General features: G+C 37.4%; 16 protein-coding genes. 10 read left to right on the plus strand and 6 right to left on the minus strand.

Translation table 11 applies throughout. The features are described from left to right. Positions 1-44 precede the first annotated feature (44 nt). Positions 45-386, plus strand: coding sequence for a DMT family transporter (locus tag MKY30_RS13425; protein ID WP_147209913.1), 342 nt, complete (start codon positions 45-47; stop codon positions 384-386). Next, the gene (locus MKY30_RS13430; protein WP_339285238.1) at positions 386-700 is read left to right on the plus strand and encodes a DMT family transporter; all 315 of its coding nucleotides are present in this window, start codon (positions 386-388) and stop codon (positions 698-700) included. Before MKY30_RS13425 ends, MKY30_RS13430 begins: the two co-directional genes overlap by 1 nt. Positions 701-812: 112 nt before the next feature. Here MKY30_RS13430 and MKY30_RS13435 read toward each other — a convergent pair whose 3' ends face one another. Then, positions 813-1,775 (minus strand): helix-turn-helix transcriptional regulator, encoded by a 963-nt coding sequence (locus MKY30_RS13435; RefSeq protein WP_379547246.1) that lies wholly within the window; start codon positions 1,773-1,775, stop codon positions 813-815. Between the two features lie 109 nt (positions 1,776-1,884). Here MKY30_RS13435 and MKY30_RS13440 point away from each other — a divergent pair, with 109 nt between their 5' ends. Next, a complete protein-coding gene (locus MKY30_RS13440; protein ID WP_339285242.1) occupies positions 1,885-2,718 on the plus strand; it encodes an SDR family NAD(P)-dependent oxidoreductase in 834 nt (277 codons plus the stop codon). Between the two features lie 188 nt (positions 2,719-2,906). On the opposite strand, the gene MKY30_RS13445 is transcribed toward MKY30_RS13440, so the two are convergent. Continuing rightward, entirely contained in the window at positions 2,907-4,112 is a 1,206-nt protein-coding gene (locus MKY30_RS13445) for a DUF418 domain-containing protein (protein ID WP_341084264.1), read from the minus strand. A gap of 271 nt (positions 4,113-4,383) precedes the next feature. Beyond that, positions 4,384-5,442 carry a calcium/proton exchanger gene (cax, locus tag MKY30_RS13450; protein ID WP_156987414.1) on the minus strand — a complete coding sequence of 353 codons (1,059 nt, stop codon included), beginning with the start codon at positions 5,440-5,442 and terminating at the stop codon, positions 4,384-4,386. A gap of 233 nt (positions 5,443-5,675) precedes the next feature. Here cax and MKY30_RS13455 point away from each other — a divergent pair, with 233 nt between their 5' ends. After that, positions 5,676-5,984, plus strand: a complete 309-nt coding sequence (locus tag MKY30_RS13455) for an ArsR/SmtB family transcription factor (RefSeq protein ID WP_371863287.1) — start codon at positions 5,676-5,678, stop codon at positions 5,982-5,984. Positions 5,985-6,026: 42 nt separating this feature from the next. Continuing rightward, a complete protein-coding gene (locus MKY30_RS13460) occupies positions 6,027-6,989 on the plus strand; it encodes a cation diffusion facilitator family transporter (RefSeq protein ID WP_341084270.1) in 963 nt (320 codons plus the stop codon). A gap of 238 nt (positions 6,990-7,227) precedes the next feature. Here the strand turns inward: MKY30_RS13460 and MKY30_RS13465 are convergent, their stop codons facing one another. Next, positions 7,228-7,443, minus strand: coding sequence for a hypothetical protein (locus MKY30_RS13465; RefSeq protein WP_341084272.1), 216 nt, complete (start codon positions 7,441-7,443; stop codon positions 7,228-7,230). Between the two features lie 280 nt (positions 7,444-7,723). Here MKY30_RS13465 and MKY30_RS13470 point away from each other — a divergent pair, with 280 nt between their 5' ends. After that, a complete protein-coding gene (locus MKY30_RS13470; RefSeq protein ID WP_198048712.1) occupies positions 7,724-8,464 on the plus strand; it encodes a metallophosphoesterase in 741 nt (246 codons plus the stop codon). Positions 8,465-8,488: 24 nt separating this feature from the next. Then, a complete protein-coding gene (locus MKY30_RS13475; protein WP_339285251.1) occupies positions 8,489-9,448 on the plus strand; it encodes a LacI family DNA-binding transcriptional regulator in 960 nt (319 codons plus the stop codon). Between the two features lie 248 nt (positions 9,449-9,696). Here MKY30_RS13475 and MKY30_RS13480 read toward each other — a convergent pair whose 3' ends face one another. Continuing rightward, positions 9,697-10,122: a hypothetical protein gene (locus MKY30_RS13480; RefSeq protein ID WP_339285253.1), complete on the minus strand. Its 426-nt coding sequence runs from the start codon at positions 10,120-10,122 to the stop codon at positions 9,697-9,699. Positions 10,123-10,557: 435 nt separating this feature from the next. Between MKY30_RS13480 and MKY30_RS13485 the strand changes: the two genes are divergently transcribed. After that, complete coding sequence (locus MKY30_RS13485) at positions 10,558-11,880, plus strand: replication-associated recombination protein A (RefSeq protein ID WP_339285255.1); 1,323 nt, start codon at positions 10,558-10,560, stop codon at positions 11,878-11,880. 328 nt (positions 11,881-12,208) lie between these two features. Here the strand turns inward: MKY30_RS13485 and MKY30_RS13490 are convergent, their stop codons facing one another. After that, positions 12,209-12,919, minus strand: a complete 711-nt coding sequence (locus MKY30_RS13490) for a phosphatase PAP2 family protein (RefSeq protein WP_147209899.1) — start codon at positions 12,917-12,919, stop codon at positions 12,209-12,211. A 213-nt stretch (positions 12,920-13,132) separates the two neighbouring features. On the opposite strand from MKY30_RS13490, the gene MKY30_RS13495 reads away from it, so the two are divergent. Both MKY30_RS13495 and MKY30_RS13500 read left to right on the plus strand, forming a co-directional pair. Then, entirely contained in the window at positions 13,133-14,146 is a 1,014-nt protein-coding gene (locus MKY30_RS13495; protein ID WP_156987400.1) for a zinc-binding dehydrogenase, read from the plus strand. A 160-nt stretch (positions 14,147-14,306) separates the two neighbouring features. Then, positions 14,307-14,510: a hypothetical protein gene (locus MKY30_RS13500; RefSeq protein ID WP_339285261.1), complete on the plus strand. Its 204-nt coding sequence runs from the start codon at positions 14,307-14,309 to the stop codon at positions 14,508-14,510. Positions 14,511-14,531 lie beyond the last annotated feature (21 nt).

The following is a 14,531-nucleotide window of genomic DNA, read 5'->3' on the forward strand; positions in this document are numbered from 1 at the left end:
CTCTTTTTTGTTTTTCTTGAAATTAAATTGGAGGTGCGGATGGAATGAATATGAATTGGTTAAAAGTAATTATTGCTGCAGTGATTGAGGTGTTTTGGGTAATTGGCTTAAAACATGCTTATGATTTTTGGACTTGGACGGGAACTGTGATCGCAATCATTATCAGTTTCTATTTGATGATTATGGCTGGGAAAAAGCTTCCTGTTGGAACTGTTTATGCCGTTTTTGTGGGTCTGGGGACTACAGGAACAACTTTCGCAGATATTGTCTTCTTTGGTGAGCCGTTTCAAATGGTAAAAATCCTTTTAATTGCTATTTTATTGACGGGTGTTATTGGTTTGAAATTAGTAACAAAAGATAATATTAAAGAAGGAGCTGAATCGTGATGGCTTGGACTTCATTAGTTGTAGCAGGCTTGTTTGAAGTATTTGGTGTTACCATGATCAATAAATTACACAAAGATCGCAGCTGGCAGGCATTGTCTTTGCTGGTTTTGGGTTTTGGAGCGAGCTTCTTTTTTCTGGCCTATGCCATGGAAACCCTGCCTATGGGAACTGCTTATGCTGTTTGGACCGGTATCGGTGCTTCTGGCGGTGCAATAGCTGGAATGGTTTTTTATAATGAGGTAAAAGATTGGAAAAGAATTATGTTTATCACAATGGTATTAGGTGCTGCAGTTGGTTTAAAGCTGTTTTCTTAAATATAAATATTGATGGATAGAAGCAACACGATTTATTTTCTGTTAAATAAATCGTGTTGCTTCTATCCGAATAACGTATTCTGTAAAATTTTTAGGAATAAGCAATCTTATACTATACTTTATAATGAGCAACAGCTGCTTCGGCTAATTTAAGAATTTCGAAATGCAGTTCCTCCGGCTCGATAATGGATATTTGGTCTGCGAATCCGAGAATATATCTCTTTGCCTCGTCCTTCGTATCAAAAGCTAATTTGACAGATTTCCAACCTTCTTTATCGCTAGATTCTGCTTCAATTATCCGTACAAAATGATTTGAAAAGGAGAGTCTTGACAGAACTTCCTCAGAAACCTTAACCCGCACTTCATAAGTTGGTAACGCTTTGATAAAAGCTTGTTTTGAGGATTTCCAATATGCTGCAATATCGAAGTCATCCGGTCTTTCAAACGTATTCACCCCGGGCACAGCAGACTGAATTCGCGAAGCACGGTAATTCCGGATATCTCCATTTTCTTTGGCGGCAATAAAATACCAGATGCTCCCTTTAGCAACTAATCCAAGCGGTTGGACGATATAGCGATTTGTCTGTCCATCTGCACGCTGATAAATAATCTCCAATGTAACATTCTCCCATATCGCATTTTTCAACACTTCAAAAGAGGATATTTTTTCTTTTGTTCCCCGCCATGAGCTGGTGTCAATATGGATGCGGCTCCATATATCCTTTGCATTTTTACGGTAAGCTGCAGGAAGGGAGGCAATAATCTTATTTCGGGCGTCTTCAGAGGTGCGGGTTAACCCCAAATCATCCAATAATTGTGGAGATACAGGAGCAAATAAAGCACGTATTTCTGATTCTTTTAAACCGGTTAAATCTGTCTGATATCCATCCATTAAAGACCAGCCGCCATTTTTTCCACGATCGGCAAAAACAGGAATACCAGATCCGCTTAGAACCTCCATATCTCGATAAATTGTCCGTTCGGAGACCTCCAGCTTTTCAGCCAGCTCTTTAGCAGTTATTCGCCCTTGAGTCTGCAGCATTAAAAGAATTGATATCAAGCGGTCACCTCTCATTAAAATCACCTTTTTCCAATGAATTATATTTATTAAATAAAATATGACAATAGATGTCAAGAATACATCCTTATAATGAAAATATCTGATGAAGAAAGGATTGAAGTTAATGAAGATACTGGATGGAAAAGTAGCACTTGTTACAGGAGGAAGCAGAGGGGCCGGCCGCGGTATTGCTGTAGAGCTGGGGAAAGCTGGTGCAACAGTATATGTCACAGGTCGGAGTATCCGGGGGGCATCTACGAATAATTGGCCAGGGACTATTGATGATACTGTATCAGAAATAGAAGCCTCCGGCGGAGATGCAATTGCAGTACAGTGCGACCATACCAATGACGCAGAAACTGAAGCAGTTATATCTCAAATTAGAGAAGAGCAGGGAAGGCTGGATATATTGGTTAATAATGTGTGGGGTGCACATGACCTTGGTGTAGATGGAAAACCTTTTTGGGAGCTGTCATTGAAAAATTGGGATACGATGTTTACTGCTGGTGTGCGTGCTCAACTGGCAACAAATTATTTTGCAGTTCCATTACTTCGTGAAAATAAACAAGCACTTATTATTCATACAACGTTTTGGGATCGGAGTATGTACACAGGGCAGTTTTATTATGATTTAGCAAAGAATGCATTGGTACGAATGGCTTACGGACTATCGATAGAATTAAAACAGGATAACATTGCTGTTCTTGCTGTTTCTCCAGGGTTTATGCGGACAGAGCTTGTATTGGAATTCCATGGTGCAAATGAAAAGAGCTGGCAGGAAGCAGAAGATTTAAAGCAAACAGAAACACCATATTATGTCGGCCGGGGGATAGCTGCGCTTGCAGGTGATCCAAATGTGATGGAGAAAAACGGGCAAGTGTTCAGGGCTGGAGATTTAGCGAAGGAGTATGGGTTTACAGACATCGATGGACGTTACATTCCACCATTTACAATATGACTTTTCGTTCAGATTATCACTATGATATTTATTTTCAATCATTAAAGAATGCAGTCTGTTTTAGAGTTGAAACTAATATATAAGAAAATTACCACCAGTATTTAAAAAGTATACTGGTGGTAATTTTCTTGAGAAGTAGAAAGCCTCATACTGCTATCAATCTGTCATCAGCCAATAGGATTGATTAATTAATCTTTGACAGATTTCTTCGCTTTCAAAGGCGGTAAGGACAAATAGGTAATTCCTCTCCAAATCCATTCTAATGGTCCCATCCGGAAATAACGAAGCCAGTGCTTGCTCCATATAACCTGCATGATAAAGATCAGGACAGCAAGCAATGAACCTGCTGCAGGCCCTATCTTACCAAATAGGCCAAGTCCATAGCTGTAAAAAATCAAGGTGCAGATAACGGATTGCATAATATAATTAGTAAACGCCATACGACCGACACTGGATAATGGGCTTAACAAGCGTTTCCATGTGCCTTTTTGGATTAATAAAGCAATCAATGTGATATAGAAGACAGCAATCAGCGGACCGCCCAACAGATGCTGAAGAACTTCAAATTGATTCATCCACATTGTCAGCGGGTCCATAGTCAGTTTTAAAATTACGGGGATAAGCTGTAATAAAAAGCCGATTCCCCCTGTCCACAGACAAATCTGCAATAGCTGAGAGTAATTAGCGGGTATATTTGAAAACCATTTTTTCTTTGCAAAATAAGCACCAAGCAGAAACAATCCAAGAATTTGCGGATAAAAGATAATTTGATTCATTACGGAGGAATTCCAATCTCTTATCCGGAGCTCTTGAATTTCTGCCCATGTACCACTGCTATATACCGCTTCATCAGCAGTAATCCATTGATGAACCTGCTCCATCCATTCGGGGTTAGGCTCATAGCTTCCATCTGGACCGCTGAACAGCAATAGTCCAGGAATAAAAAGAAGCAGAAGACATGCCCAGACCAGCAGTGTTTTTGCTGCCCGTTTGTGGAAGAGTAATAAGAGAAAACCAAGTAAGGCATAATGAAAGAGAATATCTCCATACCAGATAAACCATCCATGTATCAACCCGAACAAAAGTAATGCAAGCAGGCGGCGGGTGTAGATAGGCACAAAATGGCGCTTTCTTTTTAAGGCACTATCCTTCATTAAAATCATACTGTATCCAAACAAAAAAGAAAAAATAGCAATAAATTTGCCGGAGACAAAGAAATCAAGGAAGGATTGTATGGCTTGATCCCACCAGCCCGGCCATAATTCCAATTGGAATTGAATAGCCTGCAAAGAGGTAGTGAAAAAAAGCATATTAACTAAAAGAATACCGAGAATAGCCAAACCCCGGACAATGTCCAAAAGTATTATCCGATTGTTGGCCGGTTTAAAATTCATTATTTCATCTTCCTTTCTGACATAAAATGATAATGTTTTGTAGTGAATAATTTGATTGTAAATAACAATTCTAAAGAGTTTATAAAGTGAATTGATTATAAATTGAAAGCAAAGAATTAATTAATGTAAAGGCAGATTATATACAAAAGGAATTTCTCTTATAAACGGAAATATGACAGAAAATCCATTGCATAAAAAAGCGATTGCCTTTTAAATTTATAAAAGGCAATCGCTAGAAAAACGCTATCTATATAAAATGTATCTTCTATATTTAAATAAAGTAAAATCCAATTCCCATAATCACATATGCAGCTAGTAAAGCGAGTCCTTCAAACCAATTGGAATCCCCATCATTCGATATGGTTATCATTAATAACACAGCTGTCACCATACTAATCAGCTCCGGCCATGTGAAGACAAGCGGCATGGATGTTGAAAAGAAGAGGGATAACAGCACTAGAATCGGCAGAACAAACATGGTTACCTGCAGTGTAGACCCGACAGCAATCTCAACAGCAACATCCATTTTATTTTTATAAGCCATGATGATTGCTGATGCATGCTCTGCTGCATTTCCGACAATGGCGACAATAATTATCCCGATAAATAATTCCGACCATCCGAAGGCAGCCCCAACAGTATCAAAGGTCGAGACTAAATGCTCTGAAACATAGGCCACAGCAGCCGTTGCAAGTGCCAGGATTGAAATTGCTTTTCCCTTTCCCCATTCAGGCTTTTCTTCATGACCAGGCTCCACTGGTGTATGATCTGTTTGATAAACCCCGCGATGAGTAACGAACTTAAATAACAATGCTGCCAAATATAATACGATTAAAATAATGGCGATCCCGACACTTAAAATCATTGTATCCTGTTCATTCATCGTATGTGTAAACACTTCAGGGATAACAAAGGCAACAATAACAGCAAAAATTAGCATTCCTGCATTATGACGTGCATCATAAATGCTGAAAGTTTGCCTTTTATATTTCAGGCCACCTACAAAAAAGGAAAGCCCACCGACAAGCAGTAAGTTGCCTAATACGGATCCTGTTAACGAAGCCAGCACGATTCCAATAAGTCCAGCCTTGAGTGCAAAGATAGAAATAATAAGTTCAACCGCATTTCCAAAAGTTGCATTTAATAAGCCGCCGACTCTTGGGCCCAAAACAATTGCTAAACTTTCAGTGGCTCTGCCAATAAATCCGGCTAAAGCAATAATAGTTAAACAATAGATGATGAACATAATAGTGGCAGACCAATGAAAAATAGAACCGATGATGGAGAGTGGCAGGCCAATGAAAACGAAAATCATAAATAATTTATTCATCGTTATCCCCCGTTTTCTAGATTTGGATAACAATAGGTTGCCCAGATTTATTAGATATTATTTTTAAAGGGAGGAGTTTCATGTTCCCGGCGGATAAATAATAGTTGTATTATTATAATTGTAATATATATGCTTATATGATAATATGTTCATATAATGAATATCAGGTTAAATAATTGTATTATTATCCAAAATTATAAAAGGAGGTAAATCAAACATTGGAGGAGTACAAAGTGGAAAACAGTTCTTCTGAAGACCTGGACAGTGAAACATTATTTATCGTATCACAAACATTTAAAGCATTGGGTGATCCAACGAGAATCCGCATTCTTCATTTACTTTTTAAAAAAGAATGCTCCGTTAATGCAATCGCAGAGGCTTTAGATATCAGACAATCAACGGTATCACATCAATTGCGTTTCCTGAAGAATTTACGTCTTGTGAAGTATCGCCGTGAAGGAACAACGCTTTATTATTCGCCTGACGATGAGCATGTGATGCTTATTTTAAAACAAATGATAGATCATGCAAGCCACAGTTAACAGGTACTTATAAATTCATATTTTAAATAAGGAGGTTATCATATGGGAGCGGGACATCACCATGGTCATGATCATACACATGGTGCTAATAAAAAAACACTCATAATCAGTTTTATCATTATTACAGTGTTTATGATTATCGAAGTAATCGGCGGTATTCTTACAAATAGTCTGGCTTTATTGGCAGATGCTGGACATATGCTGAGCGATTCTATTTCCTTATTGATTGCTCTCATTGCTTTTATATTGGGAGAAAGAGCTGCAAATCATGCTAAAACTTATGGATACAAACGCTTTGAAATTTTGGCAGCTATTTTGAACGGTGTCACATTACTTGCTGTTTCACTATTTATTTTTTATGAAGCATTCCAGAGATTATTTGATCCGCCTGAAGTAGCTTCTTCTGGTATGCTAATTATTGCTGTAATTGGTTTAGTAGTAAATATTCTTGTTGCATTTACCATGTTACGTGGTGGAGATACAAAGGATAATCTAAATATGCGTGCAGCTTTCCTGCATGTTCTCGGCGATTTGCTTGGCTCTGTCGGAGCTATCGCAGCAGCACTGCTGATGATTTTCTTCCAATGGACGTGGGCAGATATAGTAGCGAGTGTATTGGTTGCAGTACTGATTTTAATCAGTGGCTGGCGGGTCACAAAAGATTCCGTTCATATTTTGATGGAAGGAGCACCGCTTAATGTAGACCTGAAAGAAATTGTGAGGACTATCGAGAATGTAGATGGCATCAAGGGTATCCATGATTTACATGTATGGAGTATTACAAGCGGGCAAAATGCGCTTTCCTGTCATATCATTGTAGATGGGAATATGATGGTAGAGGAAAGTCAATTATTGCTTCGTACCGTTGAGAGTGAATTAGGACATAAAGGTATTGGACACGTAACCATCCAAGTAGAAACGGATACACATCCACATGAAGATTCTATTCTGTGTCATGCAGATTATGAGATTGGTGCTGAGCACCATCATGGCCATAGTCATTAAAACATAGAAAATAAAGAGTTATATAATCTGTATTTCAGATTTATTGCAAATCAGAGTTAGTATCGTAAAAAATTAAAGTCCCCCCGCGCTATTACAACAGTGATACAGAGGGGGCTTTTAACATTTTGGGATTTAAATAATAAGGAAAGTGTTATTGCGGTTCTGAGTAATGGCGGAGTTTTTTCTCGTGCTGGGCAGTTTTACTTAATAGAAAATCGGTAGTATCTTGGGTTTCTGTTTAATCTGTCCGGACCCCATCTATCTTCTTCCCTAAGTGATCAAAGCCTCTGTCCATCCTGACTTCCCAATCTGCCCGCATGTTGTCCATCTTCGTTTCTAAGTCTGTCCGCATATTATCCATCTTGGAATCCATTTGATCAAACTTTTTATCTATATGCTGAGAATGAAGTTCTAAGGAATGCAGTATTTCTTTTAACATCGGTTCTTTTTCCATGTTTTCGCCTCCCTTTGTAAGTAGTATAAGCGAATTTTTGCGTATTGGAAAGTACTTGAGGTAATCATTTAATCAGGTTTTATCATAGCCCCGAAGTGTTGCGGACTGAGGTTTTATTCCTCAAATAGTAGATGATGCAAAATTTTCTGGAAACCCTTCACTTTATAATTCTTCAATACCAAAATAGTAACATACATCAATTCCTGTCATAAATATTATTCTATAGAAAATCTGCTATCAACAACTATAATTTAAGCATGTTATAATTGAAGTCAAAGGAGTGATTACCATTTCAAAGAAAAGAATCCTGGCTATCAGTGACATCCATGGTTGCTATAAAGAGCTTGTAGAGCTGTTGCAATTAAACGATTATAATCCGGAAGAAGACCAGCTTATTCTGCTTGGAGATTATATTGACAGAGGTCCTGAATCGAAGCAGACGGTTACTTACATAATGAAACTTGTAGACGAAGGGGCTATTGCTTTAAGAGGCAATCACGATCAAATGTTTATAGAGTTTATATTTAGTAATAATCCAGACAAACAGCGGCGTTATTTAATTAACGGCGGAATGACTACATTGGAAACTTATGTTGGAGAAGACTATTTTCCAAATAATGCTGCAGAGGAACATTTACATTCTGCAAAGCAGCTGATCAAAGAAAAAGATAGTGAACATTTAGAGTTTCTGTCCAACCTGCCATATTATTATGAAACTGAAAAGCATCTTTTTGTCCATGCAGGTATTAATCCACTATTGGCTGATTGGAGAGATACTCCTGATTATGATAAAATCTGGATTCGTCAAGAATTCTTAGGGGTTGATCATCCTTATGATTTTACCGTTGTTCATGGGCATACGCCGACACAATCTATTCGTGGAAACAAAGATAATAGTATTTTTTTTGGTAATAAGAAGATTGACATTGACGGAGCATGTGCTTATGGAGGCAGGTTAAACTGTTTAATTATTACGGGAGATTCATATCAGACAAACTATATAAGTAATGAAAAAGGCTAGAAATGGAGCTTTGGGGGTGAGGAAATGGCAAACATTCGTGATGTTGCCAAAGCTGCTGGTGTATCTGTTACTACAGTTTCACGTGTGCTGAATAATCATCCTTATGTAAAGGAAGAAAAGGAAGCAGCAGTAAAAAAAGCAATTAAAGAAACTGGCTATATTCCAAATATTAATGCGGTTAACTTGAAGAAAGGAAAAACAAACTTAATTGGTGTTGTTTTGCCATTTCTTGACCAGCCGTATTTCTCAAATTTGATTCAAGGGATATCACAGGCAGCTTCTGTTCATCAATATAAACTGGTGCTTTATCAGACAGGATATCATGAACATCAGGAAAAAGAAGCTTTGGAGATGTTAAAGTTAAAGCAAATTGACAGCCTGATCATTTGTTCCAGAAAAATTTCCTTAGATATAGTGGAAAGCTATCAGCAATATGGCAATATTGTTCTTTTTGAGGATGGAGAACAAACATCATTAAGCTATACATTTATCGATCATTATGCATGTTTTATAAAAGCCTTAGAATACCTTTATGAGCATGGACACCGGGAAATTGGGTTTTCAATAAACAGGCTGGAAGGAACGAACAGCAGGCAGCGCGAACAGGCTTATCGTGATTTTCTAAAGCTAAAAGGACTGCCTTATAATGAAAAATATATATTTAAAAAATGTCTCAACATAGAAGACGGGGAACGTATTTTGAAAGAAATGGGAACATTCCAAAAGCGTCCTACAGCTATACTTGCTACTGGTGATCAAGTGGCAGCAGGAATAATTACATCAAGCTCTAAGCACCACCTTAAAATACCAGAAGACTTAGCAGTTATTGGATTTGATGATCAGCCGATAGCACGTGCAATGAGTATAACTACAGTCGACATACCCTTATATTCTATCGGCCAGCTTCTCTTTGAGCAGGCCGTATCCGAAAAAGTTTCCCATAAAGAAGTTTCTGCTGAATTGATTGAAAGGTCGACAGTGTAAAGACTTATCACAATGCAGCAGGGAAAAGAATAATAACAAAAGAACAGCCCGGGATTAGCTGGAATACCAGAATATTATATGATCATGCCATTTTAGTTACACTCATCATAATATTCAGATTCCATGCTAAATTTACTCCGGACTGCTTCTTAAATTGAGTGTACTTTCTGATAACGATTTCAGGTCAAGTGTTTTTGTAAAATTAAATATAATAGATCTGAACCACTCTGTAAAAAGTGGGAATTACTTTAAAGCATTGTATTTTTGAATTTATCAATGTAATTCTTCGCTTTTTCGAAGCTTAATCCACTATAATCCTGTACATATTTAACTGCTTTATGTTCATTTTCAGGTTTTTGGAGCATGTCTTCTAAATGTTGTACAACTTCAGGGTCTTCTAATTTTTGATAGGGGGATGTAGAATTTTCTATATATCTTTTTAATTCGAAGAAGCCCATTCCAGTTTCTTGTTTTACATATTTCATTACTCGCATATATTTTATAGGCGATGCATTATTTTCTTTGTTTTCAAGCATTTCCGAAGCTTCTAAAATAACTTCAAAAGGATCCCTGCGTGATTGTGATGGATCAAATTTATTTCTTTTGCGTAAAAATATTAAATATACAATTCCGGCAAGTATAATAACAACTAAAAGGATTTGTATAAACAGCATATTTCACTCTCCCTGGAAATGGTTTTATTTTATTATAACATAAAGGGAATTAGCTTCTAATAATATATAAGCCTATCAAGTTATTAAGGATGGAAGATAAGATAAAAGAGCGGCATTACTGCAGTATTTAACGTCGCGGAATGAAAAAAGATATACCTGAAGATACGAGGAAAAGATGAAAACTATCAGGCTGAAATGCTTAACAGAAAATGAAAGAATTAGAAAGAGCTGCGATTACCAGTTCTTTTTGTTTTTATAAATTCTTTTCTGGATTTAAATAACTTTGCAAATGAATAAGTATTTGTTATAATAGAACAAATGTTCTTTTGGGCGGATTTCAGAAAATAAGTCAGGCTAAAGCAGCTACTTGTTTTAAACCCAAAATAAAATATTTAAATCCTAACATGCAAATCATTCAAAAGAGAGGTGAGCCCAATGAAGCAGGAATCACTTTTTGCAGAGGATAATAAAAGAAATTCTCCACTTGCCAGCCGTGTGCGGCCAAAAACACTGGATGAATTTTCCGGTCAGCAGCACTTATTAGCCCATGGGAAGGTTTTGCGAGAGATTATCGAAAATGATCAGGTTACGTCTATTATTTTTTGGGGACCGCCCGGGGTCGGGAAAACAACATTGGCTGAAATTATTGCCAATAAGACAGAATCAAAATTTATTAACCTGTCTGCTGTAAACAGCAGTATCAAGGATATTAAAATAATTATGAAGGAAGCTGAAGCAAGGCTTGATTTAGGTGAAAAAACGATTATTTTTATTGATGAAATACACCGGTTTAACAAAGCGCAGCAGGATGCCTTTCTCCCTTATGTAGAAAATGGCAGCATTATTTTAATTGGAGCAACAACAGAGAACCCATCCTTTGAAGTAAATGCCGCATTGTTATCGAGAAGCAAGGTATTTGTTTTAAACCAGCTGGAACTATCTGATATTGTAAACCTGCTAAAGAATGCGATAAATCATCCGTACGGGTTTGGTGATAAGAATATTCAAATAACAGATCAAAGCCTGGGAGCCATCGCGAAATTTGCCAACGGGGATGCAAGAAGTGCCCTGAATACGCTGGAAATGGCTGTTTTAAATAGTGATACAAGCTCTGAAGGTTTCTATATTAATGAGTCTAATCTGGAACAGCTGATTACCCGAACTTCCTTCCTGTATGATAAAAGTGGGGAAGAGCATTATAACATCATTTCTGCCCTGCATAAATCGATGCGGAACAGTGATGTGGATGCGGCTGTTTATTGGCTCTCCAGGATGATGGAATCTGGAGAAGATCCGATATATATTGCAAGAAGGTTAGTCCGTTTTGCAAGTGAAGATATCGGTCTGGCAGATACACGTGCCTTAACAATTACAACAGATGTATTCCAGGCCTGCAGGTATATCGGGATGCCGGAATGTGATGTTCATTTGACAGAGGCTGTCATTTATTTATCTCTTGCTCCAAAATCAAATGCTGTATATAAAGCACGGCAAAAAGCAAAAAAAGATGTAAAGGAATCTATTAATGAACCAGTACCATTGCAAATAAGAAATGCACCGACAAAATTAATGAAGGAGCTGGATTATGGAAAAGATTATCAATATTCACATGATGAACAGGATAAATTAACAACGATGAAAACAATGCCGCCTTCTTTGGAGGGACAGCAGTATTATTTTCCAACAAATCAAGGAAATGAGAAAAAATTTAAAGACAGGTTAAACTACATTAGAGAGTGGCATGAGAGGAACAATTAAGAATCTAATCGGTTGAAGCTTTTCCGGTAACAAAGCAGAACTGAAGCATGGCGTTTTAACGAAAACAATGCTATACTTTAAATTGCGATGAGCTGATTTGCGTAAGTCGGGAGACAACGTATTATATATGTAGATGTGAACTGCATGTTCTTCCGCCGCAAATTTCGTAAAGGCTGAGATATGAGTATCTCGGCCAGTAAAAAATCCGAACTATCATTTGATATTCTTTTGTTAGAATACAGATAAGTTCGGATTTTTCTTTATATGTTGGTATTTCTTATAATTATTTGCTTTTTAACCTGCTGATTTCGCTGTGCGCTGACTTCTTCTAGTAATTCTCTGCTCTTTCAAAAGTCTTACTTTTATCAACTAGATTTAGTTTTTCAAGCAGATGACGAAGTGGCTGCTGGACAAGTAAATAGACACCTATTGAAATGAATACAACAGCTGTTCCATATAAAAATCCGGCAAGTACATCGGTTGGGAAGTGAACTCCTAAATAAATTCTTGTATACAATATAAAGCCAATCCACAAAAGCGCGATGAAGGCGACAATTACTTTTTTCCAAATTTGAACAGCAGTAAGTATAAGTACTAATCCAATGAACCCATAGAAAATAGTAGTTGCTGTGGCATGTCCGCTCGGGAAGCTTTCATTGGTTTTCTCGATAAGCTGTAAAAATGCGGGGCGGTCACGATCAAATATTTTCTTTAGAATTTTTCCTCCGATAGCTGCACAAAAAAGGATTGTTCCCCCAAACCATAATCCTTCAGCAAACCTGCGCTTAAAGAATAATACAATAGCAATAATAATTGTAAAAGCAATAACCAGCTTCATACTTCCGAGCTCTGTTACTTTTATAATAAAGGATGTTTTCCCTTCAGAGATAGAACCTTGGATCCGGTCAATCCATGCCAGATCAAAAGATCTGATCCAACTGCTGTCAAAATACACTCCCCAGGAAATAGCTCCAAATAAAATTAAAAATAGTATCCCTACTATAAAAAAAGGTACAGGAGATACTTTTTGTTTTCCCAATCTAATAACCTTCTTTCTGTAAATGTTTTTCCATCATTGTTGATTTAGAACTTTCATTGTACCTAATAATCGATATTTTTGCATGGATAGAGCTGAAAAAATTTTAGATAGAGGGAATTTTACATGTTTATAGTTTTAAATAGAAAGGAAAAGTGAAGTATAGCAAATATTGATTACTGCATAATAGATAGCAGGTTAAGGAGGAATATAGAAATGGAACAAGAACAATTGATATTACAAGAGCGGCCGAATGGATTGCCAGATAAGGATACATTTCAATTTAAAAAGGTTGAAGTCAATGAACCTGAAGAAGGGGAAATATTACTGAAAACATTATATGTTTCCGTCGATCCTTACATGCGGGGAAGAATGTCTGATGCACCTTCATATGCAGCGCCATTTGAGGTCGGAGCTCCTTTAGTGGGAGGGAATGTTAGTCAAGTAATGAAGTCAAACAGCGACCAGTTTACTTCAGGTGATTTAGTGACAGGAAATCTTGATTTTCAGGAATACAACGTTGTTAAGGCGGATAAGGTTCGCAAGGTCAGAACAAACGATTTAAGCCCAAGCAATGCACTTAGCGTGCTGGGAATGCCTGCACTGACTGCATATTTTGGAATGATGCATATTGGTGAACCTAAAAAAGGAGAAACGGTGGTTATCTCTGGAGCAGCAGGAGCAGTCGGGCAAGTAGCAGGGCAATTGGCTAAGAAAGTTGGTTCACGAGTTGTCGGGATTGTCGGGTCAAAGGAAAAGGCCAAGTATATTACAGAAACTCTGGGATACGATGCTGCAGTGGAATATAAAAAAGGAAATGTCAGCGAGCAGCTGAAAGAAACATGTCCGGATGGAATTGATGTCTATTATGAAAATGTTGGCGGAGAAATTTCAGATGCTGTTTGGCCTTTGTTAAATGTATTCGCCCGTGTACCTGTATGTGGCGCAATTTCTGCATACAACTTAGAAGAGGGAGAGAAAGATATTGGTTTGCGTGTTCAACAATTTCTTATTAAATCGCGTGTGAAAATGCAGGGATTACTGATTGGAGATTTTGCTGAACACTATGATGAAGCATACCAAGCATTGGAAGAAGCAGTTTCCAATGGAGAATTGAAATTTGAAGAAACGATTCACAAAGGGTTTCATGCCATTCCAGATGCTTTCTTAGGATTGTTTTCTGGTGAGAATATTGGAAAACAGCTTGTGAAGGTCGCTGATAAAGAATAGGATTACAGGAAAAGGAAGCCGCTTCATTCATATGTATTGAATGAGCGGCTTTTTACACAATAGAAGAGTATAAGAGGGATTAGGCCTAATAGACATTGATGATAAAATACAATAACATTATCTTGACAGGATTTCTGCTTATTTGAAGAAGGGGATGGTTATGATGAAAGTTTTTAAAAATAAACGTTATTGGATACTTATGCCGCCGACGTTATTAATTGGCATTTCGCTGATTATCTTTATTCCGAATAATGATGGATTCCCTTATGCCTTTTCATCCCTCGTCCTGTTTTGGATCGTTTATTATACGTGGACCTATTATGCGGAAAAGAAGAATAATAGGCAAAATAAAGAAAGTCTATAAACATGGCTGCAGCTTCTTAGA

The sequence above is a fragment of the Oceanobacillus sp. FSL W8-0428 genome (genome assembly GCF_038004405.1).
Lineage (GTDB): Bacteria > Bacillota > Bacilli > Bacillales > Amphibacillaceae > Oceanobacillus > Oceanobacillus sojae.